Source organism: Candidatus Nanopelagicus abundans (genome assembly GCF_002288305.1).
GTDB classification, from domain to species: domain Bacteria; phylum Actinomycetota; class Actinomycetes; order Nanopelagicales; family Nanopelagicaceae; genus Nanopelagicus; species Nanopelagicus abundans.
Genome location: NZ_CP016779.1, coordinates 63,997 through 86,522, shown reverse-complemented (window position 1 = coordinate 86,522; position 22,526 = coordinate 63,997). Strand labels below are relative to the sequence as shown.

General features: G+C 38.8%; 25 protein-coding genes. 4 read left to right on the top strand and 21 right to left on the bottom strand.

Annotation, left to right across the window (positions count from 1 at the left end; genetic code table 11):
• From nuoK to B1sIIB91_RS00355, 12 genes are read right to left on the bottom strand one after another with little or no spacing between them, the layout of a single operon-like run.
• Complete coding sequence (nuoK, locus tag B1sIIB91_RS00410; RefSeq protein ID WP_018227387.1) at window positions 1-300, bottom strand: NADH-quinone oxidoreductase subunit NuoK; 300 nt, start codon at window positions 298-300, stop codon at window positions 1-3.
• On the bottom strand, window positions 300-1,079 hold the full coding sequence (locus tag B1sIIB91_RS00405; RefSeq protein WP_095687691.1) for an NADH-quinone oxidoreductase subunit J: 780 nt from the start codon (window positions 1,077-1,079) through the stop codon (window positions 300-302). Before B1sIIB91_RS00405 ends, nuoK begins: the two co-directional genes overlap by 1 nt.
• Entirely contained in the window at window positions 1,072-1,695 is a 624-nt protein-coding gene (gene nuoI, locus B1sIIB91_RS00400) for an NADH-quinone oxidoreductase subunit NuoI (protein ID WP_095687690.1), read from the bottom strand. Before nuoI ends, B1sIIB91_RS00405 begins: the two co-directional genes overlap by 8 nt.
• Window positions 1,688-2,911: an NADH-quinone oxidoreductase subunit NuoH gene (nuoH, locus tag B1sIIB91_RS00395; RefSeq protein WP_095687689.1), complete on the bottom strand. Its 1,224-nt coding sequence runs from the start codon at window positions 2,909-2,911 to the stop codon at window positions 1,688-1,690. The genes nuoI and nuoH overlap by 8 nt, the downstream gene beginning before the upstream one ends.
• Window positions 2,908-5,259 carry an NADH-quinone oxidoreductase subunit G gene (locus B1sIIB91_RS00390; protein ID WP_095687688.1) on the bottom strand — a complete coding sequence of 784 codons (2,352 nt, stop codon included), beginning with the start codon at window positions 5,257-5,259 and terminating at the stop codon, window positions 2,908-2,910. Before B1sIIB91_RS00390 ends, nuoH begins: the two co-directional genes overlap by 4 nt.
• Window positions 5,256-6,560: an NADH-quinone oxidoreductase subunit NuoF gene (nuoF, locus tag B1sIIB91_RS00385; protein WP_095687687.1), complete on the bottom strand. Its 1,305-nt coding sequence runs from the start codon at window positions 6,558-6,560 to the stop codon at window positions 5,256-5,258. Before nuoF ends, B1sIIB91_RS00390 begins: the two co-directional genes overlap by 4 nt.
• Window positions 6,557-7,183, bottom strand: a complete 627-nt coding sequence (gene nuoE, locus B1sIIB91_RS00380) for an NADH-quinone oxidoreductase subunit NuoE (RefSeq protein ID WP_095687686.1) — start codon at window positions 7,181-7,183, stop codon at window positions 6,557-6,559. The genes nuoF and nuoE overlap by 4 nt, the downstream gene beginning before the upstream one ends.
• On the bottom strand, window positions 7,183-8,523 hold the full coding sequence (locus B1sIIB91_RS00375; RefSeq protein ID WP_095687685.1) for an NADH-quinone oxidoreductase subunit D: 1,341 nt from the start codon (window positions 8,521-8,523) through the stop codon (window positions 7,183-7,185). The genes nuoE and B1sIIB91_RS00375 overlap by 1 nt, the downstream gene beginning before the upstream one ends.
• Window positions 8,520-9,149: an NADH-quinone oxidoreductase subunit C gene (locus B1sIIB91_RS00370; RefSeq protein ID WP_095687684.1), complete on the bottom strand. Its 630-nt coding sequence runs from the start codon at window positions 9,147-9,149 to the stop codon at window positions 8,520-8,522. The genes B1sIIB91_RS00375 and B1sIIB91_RS00370 overlap by 4 nt, the downstream gene beginning before the upstream one ends.
• Window positions 9,146-9,700 (bottom strand): NuoB/complex I 20 kDa subunit family protein, encoded by a 555-nt coding sequence (locus tag B1sIIB91_RS00365; protein ID WP_029563786.1) that lies wholly within the window; start codon window positions 9,698-9,700, stop codon window positions 9,146-9,148. Before B1sIIB91_RS00365 ends, B1sIIB91_RS00370 begins: the two co-directional genes overlap by 4 nt.
• A 2-nt stretch (window positions 9,701-9,702) precedes the next feature.
• Entirely contained in the window at window positions 9,703-10,062 is a 360-nt protein-coding gene (locus B1sIIB91_RS00360) for an NADH-quinone oxidoreductase subunit A (RefSeq protein ID WP_029563788.1), read from the bottom strand.
• A 23-nt stretch (window positions 10,063-10,085) separates the two neighbouring features.
• A complete protein-coding gene (locus B1sIIB91_RS00355) occupies window positions 10,086-10,808 on the bottom strand; it encodes a demethylmenaquinone methyltransferase (RefSeq protein WP_095687683.1) in 723 nt (240 codons plus the stop codon).
• Window positions 10,809-10,872: 64 nt separating this feature from the next.
• Between B1sIIB91_RS00355 and B1sIIB91_RS00350 the strand changes: the two genes are divergently transcribed.
• Window positions 10,873-12,102 carry an isochorismate synthase gene (locus B1sIIB91_RS00350; protein ID WP_095687682.1) on the top strand — a complete coding sequence of 410 codons (1,230 nt, stop codon included), beginning with the start codon at window positions 10,873-10,875 and terminating at the stop codon, window positions 12,100-12,102.
• Here B1sIIB91_RS00350 and menD read toward each other — a convergent pair.
• From menD to menB, 3 genes are read right to left on the bottom strand one after another with little or no spacing between them, the layout of a single operon-like run.
• Window positions 12,057-13,619 carry a 2-succinyl-5-enolpyruvyl-6-hydroxy-3-cyclohexene-1-carboxylic-acid synthase gene (menD, locus tag B1sIIB91_RS00345; protein ID WP_095687681.1) on the bottom strand — a complete coding sequence of 521 codons (1,563 nt, stop codon included), beginning with the start codon at window positions 13,617-13,619 and terminating at the stop codon, window positions 12,057-12,059. The genes B1sIIB91_RS00350 and menD overlap by 46 nt on opposite strands.
• Window positions 13,616-14,557, bottom strand: a complete 942-nt coding sequence (locus tag B1sIIB91_RS00340; RefSeq protein ID WP_095687680.1) for an o-succinylbenzoate synthase — start codon at window positions 14,555-14,557, stop codon at window positions 13,616-13,618. Before B1sIIB91_RS00340 ends, menD begins: the two co-directional genes overlap by 4 nt.
• A gap of 3 nt (window positions 14,558-14,560) precedes the next feature.
• Complete coding sequence (gene menB / locus B1sIIB91_RS00335; RefSeq protein WP_095688663.1) at window positions 14,561-15,385, bottom strand: 1,4-dihydroxy-2-naphthoyl-CoA synthase; 825 nt, start codon at window positions 15,383-15,385, stop codon at window positions 14,561-14,563.
• Between the two features lie 107 nt (window positions 15,386-15,492).
• Here menB and B1sIIB91_RS00330 point away from each other — a divergent pair, with 107 nt between their 5' ends.
• Genes B1sIIB91_RS00330 through B1sIIB91_RS00320 form a run of 3 tightly spaced genes read left to right on the top strand, consistent with a single transcriptional unit; the run spans window position 15,493 to window position 17,692 of the window.
• On the top strand, window positions 15,493-16,575 hold the full coding sequence (locus B1sIIB91_RS00330; RefSeq protein WP_095687679.1) for an AMP-binding protein: 1,083 nt from the start codon (window positions 15,493-15,495) through the stop codon (window positions 16,573-16,575).
• The gene (locus tag B1sIIB91_RS00325; RefSeq protein ID WP_095687678.1) at window positions 16,568-17,416 is read left to right on the top strand and encodes a 1,4-dihydroxy-2-naphthoate polyprenyltransferase; all 849 of its coding nucleotides are present in this window, start codon (window positions 16,568-16,570) and stop codon (window positions 17,414-17,416) included. The genes B1sIIB91_RS00330 and B1sIIB91_RS00325 overlap by 8 nt, the downstream gene beginning before the upstream one ends.
• A gap of 24 nt (window positions 17,417-17,440) precedes the next feature.
• Entirely contained in the window at window positions 17,441-17,692 is a 252-nt protein-coding gene (locus B1sIIB91_RS00320; protein WP_095687677.1) for a PLD nuclease N-terminal domain-containing protein, read from the top strand.
• Here the strand turns inward: B1sIIB91_RS00320 and B1sIIB91_RS00315 are convergent.
• The 6 genes from B1sIIB91_RS00315 to B1sIIB91_RS00290 are packed head-to-tail and all read right to left on the bottom strand — an operon-like array spanning window position 17,678 to window position 22,506.
• Window positions 17,678-18,271, bottom strand: a complete 594-nt coding sequence (locus B1sIIB91_RS00315; RefSeq protein ID WP_095687676.1) for a hypothetical protein — start codon at window positions 18,269-18,271, stop codon at window positions 17,678-17,680. The two genes, B1sIIB91_RS00320 and B1sIIB91_RS00315, sit on opposite strands and share 15 nt — an antisense overlap.
• A 14-nt stretch (window positions 18,272-18,285) precedes the next feature.
• The gene (ccsB, locus tag B1sIIB91_RS00310) at window positions 18,286-19,185 is read right to left on the bottom strand and encodes a c-type cytochrome biogenesis protein CcsB (RefSeq protein WP_095687675.1); all 900 of its coding nucleotides are present in this window, start codon (window positions 19,183-19,185) and stop codon (window positions 18,286-18,288) included.
• Window positions 19,175-20,563, bottom strand: a complete 1,389-nt coding sequence (resB, locus tag B1sIIB91_RS00305; RefSeq protein WP_223298605.1) for a cytochrome c biogenesis protein ResB — start codon at window positions 20,561-20,563, stop codon at window positions 19,175-19,177. The genes ccsB and resB overlap by 11 nt, the downstream gene beginning before the upstream one ends.
• 59 nt (window positions 20,564-20,622) lie before the next feature.
• Entirely contained in the window at window positions 20,623-21,354 is a 732-nt protein-coding gene (locus B1sIIB91_RS00300) for a cytochrome c biogenesis CcdA family protein (protein WP_095687673.1), read from the bottom strand.
• On the bottom strand, window positions 21,347-21,886 hold the full coding sequence (locus B1sIIB91_RS00295) for a TlpA family protein disulfide reductase (RefSeq protein WP_095687672.1): 540 nt from the start codon (window positions 21,884-21,886) through the stop codon (window positions 21,347-21,349). Before B1sIIB91_RS00295 ends, B1sIIB91_RS00300 begins: the two co-directional genes overlap by 8 nt.
• Entirely contained in the window at window positions 21,886-22,506 is a 621-nt protein-coding gene (locus B1sIIB91_RS00290) for a histidine phosphatase family protein (protein ID WP_095687671.1), read from the bottom strand. The genes B1sIIB91_RS00295 and B1sIIB91_RS00290 overlap by 1 nt, the downstream gene beginning before the upstream one ends.
• Between the last annotated feature and the right edge of the window lie 20 nt (window positions 22,507-22,526).

The following is a 22,526-nucleotide window of genomic DNA, read 5'->3' as shown; positions in this document are numbered from 1 at the left end:
TTATAGTTTCAACAAACTTGCATCATCGACTGAGGCAGAACGACGAGATCTATAAATCGTTACGATAATTGCAAGTCCAACTACAACCTCACAAGCAGCAACAACCATTGTAAAGAATGCGACAACTTGTCCATCTAAATTTCCGTTGATTCGGGCAAAAGTAACAAAGGCTAAATTTGCTGCATTTAGCATTAATTCAATACACATAAAAACAACAATTGCATTACGTCTTACTACAACACCAATAGCACCTATCGTAAACAAAATTGCAGAAAGATAAAGGTAGTTAGCGATTGCCATCACTTCTCCTCTTCTTCGGCTTGAAGTTGGAATTTAGAACTTTCGATAATGTCACCTCTGGCTTGGAGCACTGCAGAGATTGAAGTTGGTGCAGCTTTTCCAGTAGGCAATAAAGCAGGTACATCTACTGCGTTATGAAGTGCATAAACACCTGGGCCAGGAAGGCCTGCGGCATCTTTAAGTTCGCCTTTTCTAAAGCGAGCAATAGATAAATCTCGTTGAGCAAATTTAGATCGAGATTTTTGGCTGTGAGCTAAAACCATTGCACCTAACGCTGCAGTAATTAATAGTGCTGAAACAACTTCAAAAGCAAAGACGTATTTCGTAAATAACAATTCAGCAATTCCATTTGCATTACCCACAGAATTTGCATCGATAAAAACAGCTGTGGGTCTACCAAGTGTTGCACGAGATATCAAAGATGTAAGTAGGCCTCCAAAACCAATTGCTGCAGTAATTGCGATAGGACGTAGTCCTTTTATATTTTCATCAAGTGAGTCAGATGTATCAACACCAACTAACATCAAAATAAATAGGAAGAGCATCATTACGGCTCCGGTATAAACCACGATCTGAACAATTCCTAAAAACAGTGCATCTTGGGCAATATAAAAAATAGCTAAGGAAATCATTACCCAAGCAAGAAGCAGTGCAGAATGAACTGCTTTTTTAACTAGGAGCATTCCAATTGAAGCTAAAATAGAAATTGGTGCTAAAAAATAAAACAAAACCGATTCAGGACCAGCTGTTGTCCCAATATCGAGGGCTAAATTAATCATTTTTAGCGATGCCTTGTGATGGATGTGAACCGGTAACTTCACCGCGATAATAATTACCATCATCCGTATTTGGATACATTGGATGTGGTGGTGGAACCATTCCCGCTCTTAGTGGACCTAATAGATCATCTTTTTCAAAAATCAGTTTTGCGCGAGTATCATCAGCTAATTCATATTCATTTGTCATAGTAAGTGCTCGTGTTGGACATGCCTCTATGCAAAGTCCACAAAAAATACAACGTAAGTAATTAATTTGATAAACCTTGCCATATCGCTCACCTGGTGAAAATTGCTCACCCTCTTTGTTATCAGCACCTTCAACATAAATAGCATCGGCAGGACATGCCCAAGCACATAACTCGCAGCCAATACATTTTTCAAGTCCATCAGGGTGACGATTTAATTGGTGGCGACCATGAAATCTCTCTGCGGTAGGTTCTTTAACCTCTGGGTATTGAATAGTATTAACTTTTTTAAACATGGTTTTAAATGTGACCCAAAAGCCAAGAAGTTGCTTACCTAGGCTTGATCTTTCATGGTTTGTAATAGGTGCCTTAGCTGCATCAGATTTGGCTAAGCCAAACTCATCAGATCTGGGCATTAATTCATCAGCCATTTAACTGCTCCGCTCTTGAGTTTGGGATTTCTGGTACCGGAAAATCTGGTTCAGTATTATTTGTAATTTTTGATGCGATATCTGTTTTAACTTTTGCTCTGTCCATAAGTGAAGTAATACCAATATATATAAATGTTACAGAAAAAATAAAAGCAACTAATAAAAAGGTGGAACTCTGACGCTGAGACATAACTCGCAGTGTTGAAACAATCATGATCCAGGCAAGTGAAAATGGAATTAATACTTTCCAACCAAACTTCATAAATTGGTCATACCGCAGGCGTGGCAGAGTTCCACGCAGCCATACAAATACAAAGAAGAAAGCTAATACCTTTACAAAGAACCAAACTAATGTAAACCAACCACCTAGCCATTGTTCTGTAAAACCAAGCCCAGGAAGGGCTCGATAACCACCTAGGAATAATGTTGTTGCTAAAGCAGATACTGCAATTATATTTACATATTCTGACAAGAAAAATAGTGCGAATTTAAGTGATGAATACTCAGTATGGAATCCGCCAACTAATTCACCTTCTGCCTCTGCTAAATCAAATGGTGCACGGTTAGTTTCACCAACCATAGAGATTGCATAAATAATAAATGATGGGAAAAGAACTACGGCATACCACCATCGGTCTTGCGCCGCCACAATTTCAGAAGTGGACATTGATCCTGAATAAATAAATACTGCAACTAAAGAAAGTCCCATAGCAACTTCATATGAAATAACTTGAGCAGATGAACGAAGTCCACCTAATAAAGGATAGGTGGAGCCGGAAGACCATCCTGCTAAAACAATTCCATACACACCAACGGATGCAATTGCTAAGACATAAAGCACACCAACAGATAAGTCTGTAAGTTGCATCGCTGTTTTATATCCAAAGAAATTAACTTCACCAGTTAATGGAATTACTGCGAAAGCCATAAAACAAGTGGTGGTACTAATAATGGGTGCTAATACAAAAACAATTCGATCAGCTGCTTTTGGAATTAAATCCTCTTTTAAAGCTAGCTTTACGCCATCTACTAAAGCTTGGAGCAGTCCAAATTTACCAACTCGGTTGGGCCCACTTCGTTGTTGCATACGCGCAACAATCCGCCGCTCTCCCCAAACTGACATAATTGTTAAAAATACGCATGCAGCAAAAATTATTACTCCTTTAAGAGCAATAATCCAACCTGGATCTTGGCTGATTAATTCTGCATTAGTCATGCTTTGGCCACCTTAACAATTGAATTGCTAACAACGCCTAAATTTCTAATTAGCTGACTGCTTGCTGAATTACGAGGTAACCAAACACTAGCTTCTTCAATATCAGCGATTTGGCAAGGCAATGTAATTGCACCATACTCATTTGAAACTCTAACTAGTTCACTTTCTTTAACTCCAAGTTTTTTTGCTCTATCTGCGCTCATTACTACAACTGATTTGCGAGCAGTCCCGGCAAGATTATCCTCGCCATCTTGCAGAGAACCTTTATCTAGCAGATTTCGCCAAGAGGTAAGTATGGCTTCATCACTTGATACATTCTTATTAGCTACAGGGGCAACTGACTTGAAAGTATTTTTCGCGCCATCCCAATTGCCAATTGAGTCAAACTCAACTCGTGCTGCCTTAACTGTTGGTAGGTTAATTGGCTTACCAATCTCATCAGCTAGCATGGACAAAATTCTTACATCACTTCTATTTAATGATTGAGCAACTGCTGCTTCAAATTTACGGACATTGCCTTGCCAATCCATAAATGACCCACTTTTTTCAACTACAGCAGCAACTGGCAATACAACACTTGCAATATCCGTAATGTCACTGTGTCGAATTTCTAATGAAACTATAAACTTCTTAGACAACTTTATCTTTGCATCGGGAGAAATATCCATCGGGTCAACTGCGCCAACTAGTACTGCCTGCAGGTCAGAGTTAATAATCTCTAAAGTATTCATTCCAGAATCTGTTGGTAGTGAAGAAGATGACCAAACAGTTGCGATATCAACTCTGGCTGCTGAGTCAGAAACTAATCTATTGCCGGGTAATAAATTACCTGAAGCGCCCGCTGCAATCGCGCCACGTTCTCCAGCTCTTCTTGGTACCCAACCAAGCTTTGCACCAGATTGATTTATTAACTGTAAAACTGCAGATAGCGCTCCGGGTGTTTCTGATAATCGCTCACCTACTAGAACTACAGTCTTTTTTGTTAATCCCGTAAGTGAAGAAATTGCTGAAATTTCATTACCGGCAGCACACTTAATTAGATTTGCTTTTAACTTCTCACTACCCCTACTTGCAAATGGTGCAATAGTTGTAACTTTTATAGATCTCTTATGAGTTTGTTTGTAAATACGAAGAAAAATAATTGGTGATTCATCTTCTGGTTCAAAATTAATTAGTACAACATGATCTGCTTTATCAATATCTTTATAGGTAGCAGTTAATGGTGCACTGGCTAAGAAATCTAGCTCTTCATTACTGTGAACACGTGATCTAAAATCAATGTTGTTTGTACCCAGCGCAACGCGCGCAAACTTGCTATAACCATAAGCATCTTCGATTGTTGAGCGGCCACCAACTAAAACTCCTGCTTTAGCATCTCTTAAACCTGCCGCAGCTGCTGCTAAAGCTTCAGGCCATGACACTTCTTGTAGTTGCCCACTTGAATCTCTAATCATTGGAGCAGTTAATCTGTTCTTTGCTACTTCATACTTAAATGCCCATCTACCTTTATCGCAATTCCACTCTTCATTAACATCAGCATCATCGCCAGCTAATCTTCTTAATGTTTTACCGCGCCTAACATCAGTGCGCATGTCACATCCTGAAGCGCAGTGTTCACAAGCAGAGCTAGTTGAAACTAAATCAAATGGTCGGGCACGGAATCGATATGAAGTGCCGGTGAGTGCACCAACTGGGCAGATCTGCACAGTATTACCTGAGTAATAAGAATCAAATGGCTCATCTTCATATATACCAACTTGTTGCAGAGCGCCTCGCTCATTTAATGTAATAAATGGATCACCGGCGATCTGTTCAGAAAATCTTGTGCATCGGGCGCAAAGTACACACCTCTCTCTATCTAGTAATACTTGAGATGAAATAGCAACTGGCTTTTCGAATGTGCGCTTTATTCCTTCAAATCTAGATTCACTTCTGCCGGTAGACATTGCTTGATTTTGAAGTGGACATTCACCACCCTTATCGCAAACTGGACAATCAAGTGGGTGATTAATTAATAACAACTCCATAACACCTTTTTGTGCTTTGTCTGCAACGGCTGAGGTTAATTGAGTTTTAACAATCATTCCGTTTTCAACTGGAATCGTGCAAGAGGCTTGTGGTTTAGGAAATGCTCTTCCATTTATTTCAATATCTACTAAACATTGTCGGCAAGCACCGGCTGGTTCAAGTAATGGATGATCACAAAATCTTGGGATTTGTATTCCTAATTTTTCTGCAGCACGGATTACCAGAGTTCCTTTTGGAACAGTTATTTCAAATCCATCGATAACGCAGGTAATCATTTCAACTGCTACCTCTTGATCTGTACTTAACTCTTGAATACTCATTTGGCACCTATTGGTGAAAATAATGTTGCAGCCATTGGATCAAATGGGCACTGCCCAGCTGCTAAGTGATCTAAATATTCTTGGCGGAAATACTTAAGTGAGGAAATAATTGGACTAGCTGCGCCATCAGCGAGCGCACAAAATGAGCGCCCCATGATGTTGTCGCAAAGATCTAGCAACTTATCTAAATCTGCTTCACTTCCTTTTCCTGCCTCTAAATCCTTTAGTACTTGTACTAACCACCAGGTTCCTTCACGGCACGGTGTGCACTTTCCACAAGATTCATGTTTATAAAACTCAGTCCAGCGTAATACTGCTCTAACAATGCAAGTTGTTTCATCAAATATTTGTAGTGCTTTTGTACCTAACATTGAGCCAGCAGCTGCTACGCCTTCATAATCAAGTGGAACATCTAGATGAGCATCAGTAAAGATTGGTGTAGATGACCCACCTGGTGTCCAAAACTTTAACTTGTGTCCATTTCTAACTCCGCCAGCTATATCAAGTAATTGGCGCAAAGTAATTCCAAGTGGTGCTTCGAACTGACCAGGATTATTAACATGCCCAGATAATGAATAAAGCGTAAACCCTTTACTTTTTTCAGTTCCCATTGCGGTAAACCAAGTGACTCCGTTATTAATTATTGCTGGTACTGAAGCCACAGATTCAACATTATTAACAACTGTTGGCTTTGCATATAAGCCTGCGATTGCTGGAAATGGTGGGCGAAGTCTTGGTTGTCCTCTAAAGCCCTCTAGAGAATCAAGTAGCGCAGTTTCTTCACCACAAATATAAGCACCAGCTCCAACATGTAATACCAACTCTAAATCAAATCCTTTTCCTAATATATTTTTACCAAGTAGTCCGGCGGCATAGGCATCTTCAATGGCTTGCTGAACCCTTCGCACAACGTGAGCTACTTCCCCACGAATATATATAAATGCATAATTTGCTCTAATTGCATATGAACCAATAATTATTCCTTCAATTAATACATGTGGATTAGCCATCATTAGTGGTGTGTCTTTACAGGTACCAGGTTCTGATTCATCTGCATTAACAACAAAATAATGTTCCTTATTATCTCCTTGTGGAATAAAGCCCCACTTGTTACCAGTTGGAAAACCTGCGCCACCCCTGCCGCGTAATCCTGAATCTTTAATTAATTGAATTACTTCATCCGCTGGCATTTCCAATGCTTTAGCAATTGCGGTGTAACCACCATTGCGCTTATAACCTGTGATCGTAAATGAATCTGCTTCATCCCAATTAGCTGAAAGAACTGGAGTTAATTTACTCATGCTCCACCTTTTGCTTTCTTAAGCCCAAGTAATGTTGGAGCACCTGCTTGCACACCTTCACCAGAAAGCCCATCTGAAATACCAGCAAGAACAGCTGAGTTTTGTTTCCAAGTTCTAAGTGTTTTAGGCCCACGTGTTGGTGCTGGTGGATTACCACTTCTAGCTCCGTCTACTAAATTTTTAACTGATTCCACAGTTTGATTATCGTAAAACTCCCAATTAACCATTACAACTGGTGCGTAATCACACGCTGCATTACATTCAATATGTTCTACAGAAACTTTTCCATCACTTGTTAGACCATTATTTTCAATTCCGAGGTGCTCTTTAACCGCATCAAAGATCACATCTCCACCCATAACTGCACATAATGTATTTGTGCAGATACCAACGTGATATTCACCTACTGGCTTTGACTTGTATTGAGTATAGAAAGTTGAAACTGCAGTTACTTCAGCGGTAGCTAATTCAAGCTTCTTTCCGATTAATTCAATTCCTTCATTTGTCACATAACCTTCAATTGATTGCACGTAGTGAAGTAGAGGCATAATCGCACTTCGCTTACGTGGATATCTTGCAATAATTGAATCCATTATTGATATCTGATCATTTGTATATGCCATTAGCGATCAACCCCACCCATTACTGGATCAATTGATGCAACAGCTGCAATTACATCTGCAATCTGTCCACCTTCACACATTGCTGCAGTTGCTTGAAGATTATTAAATGATGGATCTCTAAAGTGAACACGGTATGGCCTGGTGCCGCCATCTGAAACTAAATGAACGCCAAGTTCACCACGTGGTGATTCAATTGCGGTGTAAACCTGTCCCACTGGAACTCTAAAACCTTCTGTTACTAATTTGAAGTGATGAATTAACGCTTCCATTGATTCGCCCATAATCTCTCTAATGTGATTTAGTGAGTTACCCATTCCGTCTGCGCCGACAGATAACTGAGATGGCCAAGCAATTTTTTTATCGGCAACCATTACTGGCTCACCTTCTAGTTTTTCTAATTTAGCTACACACTGTTCAATAATTCTTAGTGATTGTTCAAGCTCTTGCATCCTTATTAAAAATCTTCCATAAACATCACAGCTATCTGTGGTTGGGATATCAAATTGATAATTCTCATATCCACAATAAGGCTGGGCTTTTCTTAAGTCCCAAGCTAAACCAGTTGAACGAAGAACTGGGCCAGTAATACCAAGTGTTGTGCAACCTGCTAAATCTAAGTAACCAATACCTTGTGTGCGCTTAATCCAAATTGAATTACCAACTAAGAGTTTTTCATTATCTTTAAAGTTATGACGTAATTCTTTAACAGTCTGCCTAATTTTGCTAAGCGCGCCATCCGGTAAATCCTGCGCTACTCCGCCAGGTCTGACGTATGCCATATTCATTCGCAGCCCAGAAACCATCTCAAATACATCTAATACTTTTTCGCGTTCTCTAAATGCAAAAATCATTGGCGATAATGCGCCTAGCTCTAGTGCACCAGTTCCAAGAGCAACCATATGAGATGAGATTCGATTGAATTCCATCATCATTACTCTAATTACAGTAGCCCGCTCTGTTACATCGTTTGTAATCCCTAAAAGCTTTTCAACACCTAAGCAGTAAGTAGTCTCATTAAACATTGGAGACAAATAATCCATTCTGGTTACAAAAGTTACGCCTTGTGTCCAATTTCGGTATTCAGTATTTTTTTCAATACCTGTATGTAGATAACCAATTCCACATCGTGTTTCAGTAATTGTTTCACCATCAAGTTCTAGTACTAATCGCAGCACACCATGTGTTGATGGATGTTGTGGGCCCATATTTAAAACAACACGCTCTTCTTTGGTCGCGCCAATTTCAGTAACTAATGAATCCCAGTCACCCCCGGTTACAGAATAAACTCGGCCTTCCGTAGTTTCCTGTGAGGATGCGTAGGGATCGGTAAAAGTTGTCATTGATAGCTCCGGCGTTGAGATGGTGCGGGCACAGTTGCACCTTTGTATTCAATATCAATTCCACCAAGTGGATAATCTTTTCGTTGCGGAAATCCTGGCCAATCATCTGGCATTAAAATTCTTGTTAACCCTGGGTGATTATCAAAAATAATTCCAAACATGTCATATGTCTCGCGCTCATGCCAATTCGCACCAGCCCAAACTTCAACTAAAGATGGCATGTGTGAATCTTTTTCTGATACGCAAACTTCTAATCTAATTCGTTGATTTCTAGTAATTGAAAGTAATGAGTAGACCGCATGAAGTTCACGTCCGACCTCGCTTGGGTAATGTGCTCCGCTTACGCCAATACACATTTCAAACTTAAGTTGATCACGTAAAATTTTTGCGACATCAAATAGTCGATCACGCTTAATAAATAATGTTAGCTCGCCCCGGTCAACTACAACTTTTTCAATTGCATCACTAAATAATGGATATGCCCGCTCTAGATCATCAGCTATTTGATCGAAATAACTGCCAAAAGGGCGTTGGGTTACGCCGACATTAGAAGAGGTATTTACTAATCCACCAAAACCAGAGGTGTCTCCACTTCCCTTTGCGCCAAACATTCCGTTTTCACTCATGCTAATAAACCTTTTAATTGATGAGTTGGCTTAGCTGCTAAAGCAGCAGCTTCTACTTCTTTAATAATCTTCTCGCGGTTCGGACCTAATTTTTCGTTACCAATTTGCTCATGTAACTTCAAAATTGCATCCATGAGCATTTCAGGTCTTGGTGGGCAACCTGGTAAATAAATATCAACTGGAATTATGTGATCAACGCCCTGCACGATTGCATAATTATTAAACATTCCACCAGATGATGCACAAGCACCCATTGCAATAGTCCACTTAGGTGCTGCCATTTGATCATAAATCTGACGAACAACTGGCGCCATTTTGTTGCTAACTCTTCCAGCAACAATCATTAAATCTGCTTGGCGTGGTGATGCTCTAAATACTTCCATTCCAAACCGTGCTAAGTCATATCGACCAGCACCTGCTGCCATCATTTCAATCGCGCAGCACGCTAAACCAAAAGTAGCTGGCCAAAGTGAGTTCTTTCGCATATATCCAGCAAGTTTTTCAACTGTAGTAAGTAAAAATCCGCTCGGTAATTTTTCTTCTAAACCCACGATTAATCCCATTCCAATCCACCGCGTCGCCAAACATATGCATAGGCAACAAAAACGGTTCCAATAAATAATGCCATCTCAACTAATCCAAATAAACCAAGTTGATCAAAGGCGACTGCCCATGGGTATAAAAATACAATTTCAATATCAAAAACAATAAACAACATTGCAGTTAAAAAATATTTCACAGGAAACCTACCGCCACCAGCGGCTTGAGGTGATGGTTCAATTCCACATTCATAGGCATCTGATTTAGCTCGGTTATATCTTTTAGGCCCTGTTAGTGCTGCTGCAATAACAGAGAAAACTGCGAAGCCAAGGCCGATTGCACCGATCGCCAGGATCGGTACATATGGATTTATTGATGGATTCATACGGTCAAATCTTATGGTTTAGCGGAGGCATCTTTTGCCACTTCGCCTTTATAGCCAATGTGAACTGCGACAATACCGAAGGTTAAATCCTGCCACGCCACAGATTTAAACCCGATATCACGCAATTTTAAGGCTAGTCCTGCCTGATCTGGCCAAGCCCGGATTGATTCTGCTAGGTAGACATATGCATCAGGATTTTTACTTACTTTTCTAGCAATTACAGGTAGTGCCTTCATTAAATAATTTAAATATATTTTTCTAAAAATTAAATTAGTTGGATGAGAAAATTCGGCAACTACAATCTTGCCGTCTGCTTTTGTTACACGCAAAGCCTCTTTAAGGGCGGTTAAAGTATTTGAAGTATTGCGCAAGCCAAAAGAAATAGTTGTTACATCAAAAGTATTTTCTTCAAATGGCAGGTTTAGCGCATCTCCTTGCATAAATTTGATATCTTTATTTTGCTTACGCCCTTGCGCGAGCATGCCTTCTGAAAAATCTAATGCAATAACTTCAGCGCCTTTATCAACTAGCGGGCGAGAAGATGAACCAGTTCCAGCAGCAATATCTAAAATCTTCATTCCTGGTTTTGGTGCAATGATTGAGGTCACAACTTTTCGCCAAGCCTTTGTTCTACCTAAGCTTAGTAAGTCATTTAGAAAGTCATATCGATTGGCCACTGAGTCAAACATCTTTGATACATCATCTGGATCTTTGTTTAAATTTGCGCGGACCACAGGAGTATTCTCTAAGGAGTAGGCTATACAGACAAATCCTACAAATAGACAGGCGCGAATTTACATGTCCGTTTTAATTACTACTGAGATTCTAGGTGAGCACCCAGTGCTAACCTCAGTAAATACTAAATTGGATTTAGTAAATGCTTGGGTAAGAAGTGGTGATGGTTTAGTAGGTTTTGGTGAATACAAGAAATTTGAAGTTAAGGGTGAAAATAGATTTAAAGAAGCTAAAACCTGGTGGGAAGATAGGGTTTCAGAGTTAAAAATTCAAAATAATGTTCATGGTAGTGGAACAGGTCCAATTCTATTCTCATCATTTTCATTTGATCCTAATGAGATATCAGTACTTGTTATTCCAGAGATTTTAATTGGTCAAAAAAATGGAAAGTCTTGGATAACTTGGATTGGTGATGTTAAGCAACCTAACTTAGAAAAAATAAATACTGCGCCAGTTAGTGGAGAGATCAAATGGCAGGAAGGCTCAATTTCAGAACAAGCGTGGCAATCTCAAGTTAGCAGCGCAATTAATGCAATTAAATCAAACAAACTAGAAAAAGTTGTTCTAGCTAGAGATATAACTGCGACATCAAAAACTGAAATAGGTGTTCGAAGTTTGTTGCAGCGCCTTGAAATCGAATACCCATCAACTTGGATTTTCTTAGTTGATGGACTAATCGGTGCAACACCTGAGCTTTTGGTAAGGCTTAGTAAATCCTTAGTAACTTCAAGAGTTCTGGCCGGAACAATTCGTAAGACTGGAAATGAAGATCGTGATTTAACACTTGCCGCCTCACTTGCAAAGTCATCTAAAGATTTAGAGGAACATGAGTATGCAGTGAGATCTGTTGCAGATGCACTTGCACCGTTTTGTTCTTCTACAAATGTTCCAGAAGCACCATTTGTATTGCACCTTTCAAATGTTATGCACCTTGCTACTGATGTGACTGGAGTTTTAAATGACAGTGCTAAGCAATCAGATATTTTCACGTTAATTGAACAGCTGCACCCTTCAGCTGCAGTTTGTGGAACACCAGCGCTAGAAGCAAAGAAATTAATTGTTGAATTAGAACAAATGAACCGCCAGCGCTACGCCGGGCCAGTCGGTTGGATTGATGCCAATAATGATGGAGAGATTGCAATTGCTCTTAGATGTGGGCAATTAAGTAATGATCGAAATTCAATACGCATTTTTGCTGGTTGCGGAATTGTTGCTGGATCAGATCCGGCTACTGAATTTGCTGAAAGTCAGGCTAAATTAATGCCAATGCGAACCGCATTAGAAACTCTTTGAGTAATTTCTTTTAGCAGTTGTGCGTTAACTTCTCGACTTGGTACTTCTACAACAACAACCTCAAATCCATTTACGGGCTTTTTTAATATCAATTCAAGCCCAGTTAAATCTGAAACTCTACCTACTGAAACACCAAACCCAGATATGACTTTAACTAAATCAAGGTTATGAGGAGTGCCAAATACTTGCTCAAAACCATTCGATCCAGCTTGTGGCAAGGTTGAGAAAATACCACCACCATTATTATCTATAACAAAAATTCTAAGATTTTCCTTTGGAGCATTAGTTAGAGCTGAAATATCATGTAAAAATGTTAAATCTCCCATGATGGAGTTAGTTGTTTCATGCTCTTGTGCGATACCAAATACGGTTGAGACATTCCCATCAATTCCAGCTAAGCCTCGGTTAGCAAAAACTAAAATTCCGCTTTGAAACTTAGTAAATGCTTCGATATCTCTAACAGGCCTAGATGAACCAACAAATAATGCACTCATACTTGTTAGTGACTCACATATACTTTTAATCGCTGTTTGTTCAGACCATAGGAGTTTTTTAGTTTCGGCTGCTGCTAATTCTGAAGCTGTTTGCCAAATATCACCATTAGTGAACTCACTTATTACTTCAGAAGGCATTGATTTAAGTAATAAATCTGCTTGCCTATTATTGTCAACATCAGCAACTCGTGGGTCGATAACAATTAGATTTTTTGCTAATTTTATAAACTCGTTAACACTACGGGAAAGAGTTGTTCGCCCAATTACAATTATGTTTTCAGGCGCTAGTGCCTGTCTGATTTTAGGATCAGATAGATATAGCACTGCGTGAGGGTGTGCATGTGGAAAAGAAAGTGGATTCTCTGCAATTACTGGCCACTTTAATTTACCTACAAAACTATTTATCTCATCATCTGTATAACCTGCGTTATCATGTCCAATAATTAATACTCCTGTAGAAGTTTCTAACTTTCCACCGACATTATTTTTGTATTTAATTGGTTCAATTTTTATACCAGCAAGCCAATCATTTTTTTCCTCACTTAGTAGTGGTTCACTAAATTGAATATTTAAATGGATGGGTTTGCCATTAAGTAATGGCTTTAATTCAATTTCTGATGTTAAATCATGAGTTTTAATTAACTTATATATCCCTACTTGATCAGTTGTTTGATTTGCCCCGGTTTTACGTAGTATTTCTGGACGATCAGCGGTAATTATTAATAACTTAACATTGCTATGAAAAGCTTCAAGAGCTGCTGGATAAAAGTTTGCTGCTGCTGTTCCACTAGTGCAAATAACTGCTACGTAATTATTCCTAGCTTTTGCAATTCCTAAAGCAAAAAAAGCAGCACCTCGTTCATCAATTTTTACATGCAAATCAATTATTTGTTTACTTGCGGCTTCACTTAAAGCAATTGTTAAAGGAGCATTTCGTGAACCGGGAGAAATTACAAAGTTACTTACACCTAATTGAATAAGTTGCCTTAGAAGTGAATGCGCTAATTTTGTTGAATTGCTCATATTAGGCTCCCTTCATAAATTACATCAGCCCTATCTTGCCACCATTTTTGGCGTTGATTATCTACTTTAAATTCACTTATTCGGTCAGGTGTAACTCTTCGATTAACGATCACACCATTTGATGCAAGTAAAGAATTACTTGTTACATCACCTTCAAGTAAAGCCACTGTAGCTAGCCCGCATGCACCATAAAGATTAGGAACAGCACAGGCAAGTGCTAACCCATGAGATATACCAACACTTGAATCCAAAGCACTCGATATAACAACTGGTAATGAAATTTGCTCTATTAAATTGATAGCTGCATTTATGCCTCCTGATGGCGCCCATTTGATAACTGCAATATCTGCGACATCTTTAAGCTTTGTTAAATCACTACTTAGAAATTTACGTATCGATTCATCTACGGCAATTTTTATTCCAGTTTCATTTTTTAGTGCTTTAAGATCTGCAATATCTAGACATGGTTGTTCAACATAATCAATTAAGCCTGCAAACTCACCCTCATAATTTTTAAGATTTACTACGGCTTCTTCTAATGTCCAACCCCCATTTATATCAAGTCTAAATTTTGCATTTGGAACATGCTTTAAGCATTCAATTAATAGCTCTCTATCAAGAGTAAAATCATTAATTTTAATCTTTATTGTTGTGCAACCATCAAAATTTGAAAGTACTTTCTCAACTTCAGCAGGTTTGATATTTGGTAAAGTTGCATTGACCATAACTTCATTCCTAAGTGGATTTGGTGCTGGTTTTGTCGCTGCTTCTAAAGAAGCTTTCATCCAGGGTGCTGATTGCTTGTTGTCATACTCAGTAAATGGTGAGAATTCACTCCAGCCAGCAGGTCCTTCAAATAAAGCTATCTCGCGGGATTTAATTCCTCGGAAATTATTCTTGACCGGTATTGAAACAACTTGTAACTCAAACGGAAACATTACTTATGGGCGTTTAGGAAACTTGTTAAAGTTTGGTTCTCGCTTTTCTTGATAAGCATTACGTCCTTCTTGACCTTCCTCTGTTAAATAAAACAACATAGTTGCATCACCGGCTAATTGCTGAATACCAGCAAGGCCATCATCTGCAGCGTTCAAACTTGCCTTAAGTAACCTAAGTGCCATTGGTGAATGCCTTAACATTTCCCTGGCCCAAGAGACAGTCTCTGCTTCTAACTCTTTTACTGGTACAACCGCGTTAACTAATCCCATTTCAAGTGCTTCTTTCGCATCATATTGTCGGCATAAAAACCAAATCTCTCTAGCCTTTTTTTGACCAACATGAGCGGCAAGTAATCCGGCGCCGTAACCACCATCAAAGGATCCAACCATTGGTCCGGTTTGGCCAAACTTTGCATTCTCTGCTGCAATTGTTAAATCACAAACAACATGTAATACATGGCCTCCGCCAATTGCCCAACCAGCAACCATTGCAACTACTGGTTTAGGAGTTCTTCTAATTTGAACTTGCAAATCTAAAACATTTAAGCGACCAATACCTTTTTTACTAAGTGCATCATCACCAAGATACCCGTCATCTCCTCGCACATTAATATCGCCACCTGAACAGAAAGCCTCAGTGCCTGAACCAGTAAATATAATTACGCCAACTTGGTCGTTATCCCGGGCTAAATTAAACGCTTCTGATAATTCAAATAGTGTTTGTGGTCTAAAAGCGTTTCTAACCTCAGGCCGATTGATAGTTATCTTTGCTATACCTTCAGCTACTTGGTATGAAATATCAGTAAATTTTTCACCACCAGCAGCCATTTGCCAGTTAGGAATCGTGCGCTCACCTGGTTCACGTTTAATTGGCTTACTCAAGATATCTCCAAAGGTTTAACTAGGATTTAGATAAGAGATAGCCTACGGGGATTATGGGGGAAAAAGAACTTCGTGCATTAATACCTATTCAGGCTGAGTGGTCAATCCCACAACTACAAGAAAACTTGGCTGCAGCCCTTGAAGGATCAGGACCAGCACTTTCAACTGGGTCACTTTCGTTAACAGAAATAGGTAAGGAAATAACCCTAGTTGTAAATACCTCTGGCTCAACTTCTTCAGCAAAATCTGTAGCACTATCTAGCTCAGCACTAATTGCATCAACTAATGCAAGCCATAAGTATTTAGGTGCAACCCCGGGTGATAGTTGGTCACTACTACTTCCAACTTCACATATTGCAGGATTAAATGTTTTGATAAGAGCGACTGCATTAGGAAGTAGAGTTATTGATAATCGTAATACCTCTAACTATATTGACGCTGATTTTATTTCAATTGTTCCAACCCAATTACATAAAGCATTAACTGGTGACTTAAAACTTTTAGAACATTTAACGGCTGCAGAAGCTGTACTAGTTGGTGGAGGGTCAATTAGCGATAAATTAAAAAAAGAAGCTGCGGCTAAACATATAAAAGTAGTTACAACATATGGAATGACTGAAATGAGTGGTGGTTGTGTTTACAATCAGAAACCTTTAGATGGAGTTGAAATAAAGGTAAATGATGCTGGTCAAATTAAATTAACTGGCCCAATGATTGCTAGTGGATACTTATCAGATGAAGGAGAGATCAAAGCATTTAGCAATGATGGTTGGTTTGAAAGTACTGACTTAGGTAGTTTCACTTCAGGAATGCTAAAAGTTAATGGTAGGTCAGATGAGGTAATCATCTCTGGGGGTGAAAATATTTCACTTCTACTAGTTGAAGAAAAAGTTAGAGAACTACTTCCCAACCAAGAAATAATTGCCTTTTCTCTTCCAGATGATATGTGGGGTGAAAAACTATGCCTTGGCAGTAATAGTAAAATTGATTTAATGAGTCTAAAAGAGAAGCTAGGTTCAATAATGACTCCGAAGTTAGTATTTTTATTTGATCAAATTCCTATTACTTCAATTGGTAAGCCAGATCGAAGAGCAGCTGCAGACCTGGCAAGAAAAATAGGAGTATCAAATGAATAAATGGATTTTAGGTGCACGAATTAAAACTTTACCTGCAGCCATCGCACCGGTAATAGTTGGAACATCACTTGCAGATCAAATTAAAGTAATTAATGCATTACTTGCACTAATAGTTTCACTATCACTTCAAATTGCAGTCAACTACGCAAATGATTTTTCAGATGGTGTGCGTGGGACTGATACCAATCGAGTAGGCCCAACCCGCTTAGTCGCATCTAATTTGGCACCTGCTGGTTCAGTTAAAAATGCTTCCTTTATTTCATTTTTTGTTGCAATAATTGCTGGAACACTCCTGGCATTTAACACATCTATCTGGTTAATAGCCGTTGGTTTGATTTCGATTTTGGCTGCATGGGGTTATACGGGTGGTAAAAAACCATATGGATATTTAGGCTTTGGTGAGGTAGCTGTATTTATATTTTTTGGAATAGTGGCAACAGTTGGTAGCTACTATGTTCAGGTTGAGCAAATATCAAGTAGTGCACTACTACTTTCGATTCCAATGGGTAGTTTATCTTGCGCTATTTTAGTCATCAATAATTTACGGGACTTAAATCAAGATAAATTAGTTTCAAAGCGAACCTTGGCAGTTAAATTAGGAGATGCTAATACTCGTATTTTCTACTTACTACTACTTGTACTAGCTCAAGTAAGTGCTGCAGCGGCAGCTAGTATTGATAATTATGCCCTTCTTACCTTGCTCTGGCTTCCGCTTACATATAGTGCAGCGAATCAAGTCCTTAAAGGAGCGAGTGGTAAAGAATTGATTACAATTTTGGGTAAGACTTCAAGGCTGCAATTTTTGTTAGCACTAACACTTGCAATTTCACTATCTATCTAGGAATAGAGGGTATAAAGTAGACACATGCTTAAGTATTTAATTGTTCTGCTCGTAATATTTGATATCTACACATTAATTGATTGCGCAATTACGCCTCAAGAAAAAGTAAGAAGATTTCCAAAGTGGGCTTGGTTATTGATAATTCTTTTCACTAGGACTTTTGGAAATATTGCCTGGTTTATAGCTGGCCGGCCAAGAAAACCAAGACAAAACCGTGGCGGTAAAGGTCGGATTATTCCACCCGATGACGATCCAGATTTCTTACGCAAAATCTAAAGCACGCTTACGTTTTCCAATAAGTTCTAAAGCAATAATTAATGAATTAATTGAAAGAGCTACTAACGCACTCACCTTAATTAGTGAATCATCGGCCATAAATCCATAGAGAATCCAGATGAGGATACTGAAGCAGCTTACGCTTAGAGCGGTTATCGAAACTGCTGAATCTTTTCCAACTCGAATATTGTGAAAAGACTTAACTACTTGAGGCGATTGCGCAAAGTTTAAAGCAACTAACAAGGTTGAAACGGCTGCACTTGGTAGAACGAGTATCAAAGTGGCCCATATTGCTGCGTAGATTATTAGCAGTGAAATAGATTTCACGTTATTTTTCAAGATTGCCATAATTACGCTGGCGTTTACTAATAAAGCAACAAGATTTGTAAACATAATAGATGGTGATTTCGAATCAAAACCATATGTTGCCCAAGAAGCTGCAACTGCGAATTGTAGAGTCCAGGAAATTAAACTTACCCCACGGCCGTGACCTAATTTTCTAACACGTAACGCTTGCGGAAGCCCGAAGAAAATTCCAATGCCTCCTGCAATAAAGCCAACTACTTCTGCAGAAATCATCTAATTAAGTTTTCTTACAAACCTGAGTATGTATGTTTGCCGGTTCCCCACACATTTACATAGACATAGTTAAATAAGAATGTTGATCCTGCAAAGATGCATAGCCATGCTGCGCGTCGACCGCGCCAACCCACTGTCACGCGAGCATGTAGATAGGCCGCATAAGCAACCCATGTAATAAACGCCCAAGTCTCTTTTGGATCCCAACCCCAGTAACGTCCCCAAGCAGCCTCTGCCCAAATCGCACCAGCGATAACTGAAAAACTCCATAATGGAAATACCAATGCAACTAATCGGTAAGAAAGATTATCTAGCACCTCAAGAGTTGGTAACTTTAAAGCCCAACTAGGTCTAGCGCCTTTTTGTTCATACCTATCTAATATTAAATATGTTGCAGCAACGCAATTAGCAAGTAGGAAAACTCCACCTGAAATTATTGCTGTAGAAACATGAATTACAAGCCAAGGAGATTTAAGTGCTGGAACTAATGGGGCACTTGGGCGATAAAGCAAAGTAATTGCTGTACCAAGGGTTAATAGCACTGTAAAAGCTACCGGAAGTCCTAGGTAGCGAATCTTGTATTTCTTTAAACCAAATAAATAAGCAGCTGAAAATGCTAGTGCTCCAGTAATTGAAAACTCATACATATTTCCCCAAGGAACTCTATTAGCGGATATTCCTCGTAAAACTACGGCAACTAGTAAAAGTAGAAAGCCAATAATCATGAAAGCTGAGGCAAGTCTTCCAACTCTTTCAGTGCGAGAAAAATCTAGCTTAGTTTTTTTAACTGAAACCGCAGGGGTTTTAATTGACCAAGCAACCTCAATAGCATGTGTTAAAAAGGAAAGGGTATAAAGAGCCATAGCAGCATAAATAAAATCGTTTGATAAAAGTGCTGCTACTTTATCGCTCATTACTTAACTCCTTTACTAAATCATTTATCTCATTCTCTAGTCCTGGAATTGCATTTTTTGCAAGACCTGCAACTTGAGTTTTTCTACCTTGCTTAATCCAAACTCTTCTTTGTCTAGTAACTAATGAAATTAATAAACCTAAGATCGCAAGTATTGCACCTAATAATGCATAACCTTTGCCAGGATCATTAACTATTTGTAAATTAACCCAAGATTTCCAACCTGTAAATGTGATGCTGCCCTCACCAAAATCATAAGTTTCGTTAAGTACTAAGGCTTTAAGACCAATTCTCTGCATCTCGCTTGTATCAATTCGATACACAGATTGTGGGACTCCGGTGTTAAGACCTAAATCACCCTGCCAAACTGAAATTAACAATCTTGGATCTAGTACCTCAGGGTATGAAGAAAATCCTCCCCTTACTAGATCTCTATCTGCGGTAGGTAAAAAAGATGAGACAAATCCAATTTGAGGGTCCATATCGGGCACTTTAATTGCACCAATCGATGAAAGATTTCCGTCCTGTGGTAAAAAAGTAACTGGACCATCTAATACAACTTTGCCACTCTTATCTTTTACGATCACGGTTGGTGAATAACCGTTCGCTTGTAAATATATTTTGGTACTTCCGTACTTAAGTGGTTTATTTACTTTTATAACTTCATCTCTTTCTAATGAGCCTACTGGGTTAGCAGTATTAATTGTGAGGGTGTAATCCAATGGTGCATTTGTTGCTGGATCATATTCAGCTTTAAAAGCTTTCGCAGTTATTGAAAATGGCGGCAGTGAATCTTCAGACTGATACTTACCAAATCCTAAAATGTCGTATGAAGTTGGTGTATTTATAAAACGCTCTCCAACATTTAATATGGCATCGCCTTTACTGCCAAATAATGAGCCAACACCAATAGCAATTAAAACTAAAACAAGAGATAGATGAAATAAAAGGTTTCCACTCTCTCTTGCATAACCCTTTTCAGCGGATATTGAATCAATATCCCTACGAATTCGAAACCCCTTCTTCTTTAAATATTTTTCAGCTAAATCTAGGTCCACTTTTTCAATTTCAGTAAAAAACTCCATCCGATCTAAATTTTTTGGAGTAATTGGTGGCTTTGCACCGATAGCTTTTAAGTGTTCAATACTCCTAGGTAGGACACAACCAATTAATGAAATAAACAGAAGTAGATAAATTGCGCTAAACCAAGGTGATCCATAAACATCAAAAAGACTAAACCGATCTAGCCACTTTGCTGTTTCGGGGTCGTTAACAAAATACTCTCTAACCCTTAATGGATTTTGTGTACGTTGTGGAAATAAAGATCCAGGAATAGCTGCAATGCTTAGTAAAAGAAGCAAGATTAAGGCTGTGCGCATACTCGTTAATTGTCGCCAGCACCAGCGTAGGAAAGATCTACTATCTAAAACAGTACTCATTATAGAATTGGAATAAATCCGGAGATTAAATCTCTCATAGAGTTCATTAGCATGTCCCAAAAATTACTTACCTGCATTACACCAATTATTATTAAAATCACTCCACCAACTTTTGTTACTAAATTTCCTTTTCTAGCAATTATCTTTCGTATTGGCTCCGCTTTATCTAAAAATAACCCCATTAATATGAATGGTAACCCAAGGCCTAAACAGTAGGCAGCAGATAAAATTGCTCCACGTTGTGCAGTTGCACTTTCAAATGCCAGTACCTGAACTGCTCCCAGTGTTGGTCCGATACATGGAGTCCAACCAATTCCAAAAGCAAATCCTAAAAATGGAGCTGAAATTAATCCTGTTCTAGTTTTCCATACTGGCTTGTAACTTCTGTAAAACTTCTCGTTAAGTAGAAATATAAATCCCAAGGCAATTATCAGTAAACCAAGTACTACTGAGATTATTCTTGAGTTTTCAAAAATTCTAGAACCTAATCCACCAAATAAGAGGCCGTAAGAAATAAACAAAACTGTGAAGCCTGTAACAAATAATAGAGAACCGAGAAAAACCCTACTTCTGCTTTTAGTATCACTCATTCCAGATGCATAAGAAATATATCCAGGTACAAGTGGAATTACGCATGGTGAAAAAAATGAAATAAGCCCAGCTATAACCGCCACGAATATTGCAATTAGTAAGTTGCCATCAAATACTTGGTTTATAAAGAAATCACGCATCAGCTATTACCTTTTCCAGCATTTTCTTTAAAGTAGCAACGGTTGCTTCACCACTTATACGGACCGCTACCTTTCCCTGCTTATCAATAATTAATGTGGTTGGGATCGCATTCGGAATTAAAGATCCCTTAAAGCCAACTAAAATTGAATCATCAATAAATGTTGGGTATGTAAGTTTAAAGTTCTCATAAAATGCTTTAGCAGAAGAAATATTGTCGCGAGTTAGCACACCTGCAAATTGGACTTGCGGATATTGAATTGAAAATTCCTGTAGTAATGGAGCCTCAGCTCTACAGGGCGCACACCATGACGCCCATACGTTAATGACCGTAACTTGATTTGAATTAAGTGTTAGATCTCCAGTGGTTAATGTTTCTCCAGAAAATTTTGGAGCATCTCTTCGATCAGATTGCTTTATATAAACTGCTGCGCCACTTCCTGAAACATAGGAATTTTCACTTGAATTAGAAAGTCCACCACCTGCACAACTAGTTAAGAGTAATGAGGATAAAACAATAACTAGTAATTTCATTATTTTGGCGGCAATAAATGCTTAGCAGGCTCTGAATATGAAACAGATTCGATCATTCCATCATTATCTAATTTAAATGAAGTAACTGAAGCAAGCGTGCATTGCCTTTTTCGGGGATCATGAATTAATCGGCGTCCTTCAATAGCACTACGCAGTATCCAAATTGGCAGCTGATGTGAAACACAAATAGCATCCTTACCAGCAGCTGCATCTCTAGCGGCAAACAAACCTTTTAGCATTCTATTAATTAGCTGCTCATATGGTTCACCCCACGACGGTCGCCATGGATTCCAAAGATAACGCCAAGATTTTGGGTGTTTTAATGCACCGCTACCTAACTCAAATTTCTTTCCTTCAAATATATTACTTGCCTCAATTAAATTTGCATCACTAGTTAGGGACAAATTATGTTGGTTAATAATTGGTGCAACAGTTTCTTGTGCCCGCTGCAATGGTGAAGCATGAATTGCTCCTAAATTTAAATCCTTTGACCATTGCCCAATTATTTGCGCCATTTGTTGGCCACGATCGCTTAACCGCCACCCTGGTTGAAGACCATAAAGAATCTTGTCTGGATTATGGACTTCGCCATGTCTGACAAAGTGAATTGTTTGCGTCATGGTGTAAGCATAAAGCAGAG

Coding starts and splice junctions, on each gene's coding strand:
- nuoK (WP_018227387.1), bottom strand. CDS start 300: ATGGCAATCGCTAACTACCTTTATCTTTCTGCAATTTTGTTTACGATA.
- B1sIIB91_RS00405 (WP_095687691.1), bottom strand. CDS start 1,079: ATGATTAATTTAGCCCTCGATATTGGGACAACAGCTGGTCCTGAATCG.
- nuoI (WP_095687690.1), bottom strand. CDS start 1,695: ATGGCTGATGAATTAATGCCCAGATCTGATGAGTTTGGCTTAGCCAAA.
- nuoH (WP_095687689.1), bottom strand. CDS start 2,911: ATGACTAATGCAGAATTAATCAGCCAAGATCCAGGTTGGATTATTGCT.
- B1sIIB91_RS00390 (WP_095687688.1), bottom strand. CDS start 5,259: ATGAGTATTCAAGAGTTAAGTACAGATCAAGAGGTAGCAGTTGAAATG.
- nuoF (WP_095687687.1), bottom strand. CDS start 6,560: ATGAGTAAATTAACTCCAGTTCTTTCAGCTAATTGGGATGAAGCAGAT.
- nuoE (WP_095687686.1), bottom strand. CDS start 7,183: ATGGCATATACAAATGATCAGATATCAATAATGGATTCAATTATTGCA.
- B1sIIB91_RS00375 (WP_095687685.1), bottom strand. CDS start 8,523: ATGACAACTTTTACCGATCCCTACGCATCCTCACAGGAAACTACGGAA.
- B1sIIB91_RS00370 (WP_095687684.1), bottom strand. CDS start 9,149: ATGAGTGAAAACGGAATGTTTGGCGCAAAGGGAAGTGGAGACACCTCT.
- B1sIIB91_RS00350 (WP_095687682.1), top strand. CDS start 10,873: ATGTCCGTTTTAATTACTACTGAGATTCTAGGTGAGCACCCAGTGCTA.
- menD (WP_095687681.1), bottom strand. CDS start 13,619: ATGAGCAATTCAACAAAATTAGCGCATTCACTTCTAAGGCAACTTATT.
- B1sIIB91_RS00340 (WP_095687680.1), bottom strand. CDS start 14,557: ATGTTTCCGTTTGAGTTACAAGTTGTTTCAATACCGGTCAAGAATAAT.
- menB (WP_095688663.1), bottom strand. CDS start 15,385: ATGGCTGCTGGTGGTGAAAAATTTACTGATATTTCATACCAAGTAGCT.
- B1sIIB91_RS00330 (WP_095687679.1), top strand. CDS start 15,493: ATGGGGGAAAAAGAACTTCGTGCATTAATACCTATTCAGGCTGAGTGG.
- B1sIIB91_RS00325 (WP_095687678.1), top strand. CDS start 16,568: ATGAATAAATGGATTTTAGGTGCACGAATTAAAACTTTACCTGCAGCC.
- B1sIIB91_RS00320 (WP_095687677.1), top strand. CDS start 17,441: ATGCTTAAGTATTTAATTGTTCTGCTCGTAATATTTGATATCTACACA.
- B1sIIB91_RS00315 (WP_095687676.1), bottom strand. CDS start 18,271: ATGATTTCTGCAGAAGTAGTTGGCTTTATTGCAGGAGGCATTGGAATT.
- ccsB (WP_095687675.1), bottom strand. CDS start 19,185: ATGAGCGATAAAGTAGCAGCACTTTTATCAAACGATTTTATTTATGCT.
- resB (WP_223298605.1), bottom strand. CDS start 20,563: ATGCGCACAGCCTTAATCTTGCTTCTTTTACTAAGCATTGCAGCTATT.
- B1sIIB91_RS00300 (WP_095687673.1), bottom strand. CDS start 21,354: ATGCGTGATTTCTTTATAAACCAAGTATTTGATGGCAACTTACTAATT.
- B1sIIB91_RS00295 (WP_095687672.1), bottom strand. CDS start 21,886: ATGAAATTACTAGTTATTGTTTTATCCTCATTACTCTTAACTAGTTGT.
- B1sIIB91_RS00290 (WP_095687671.1), bottom strand. CDS start 22,506: ATGACGCAAACAATTCACTTTGTCAGACATGGCGAAGTCCATAATCCA.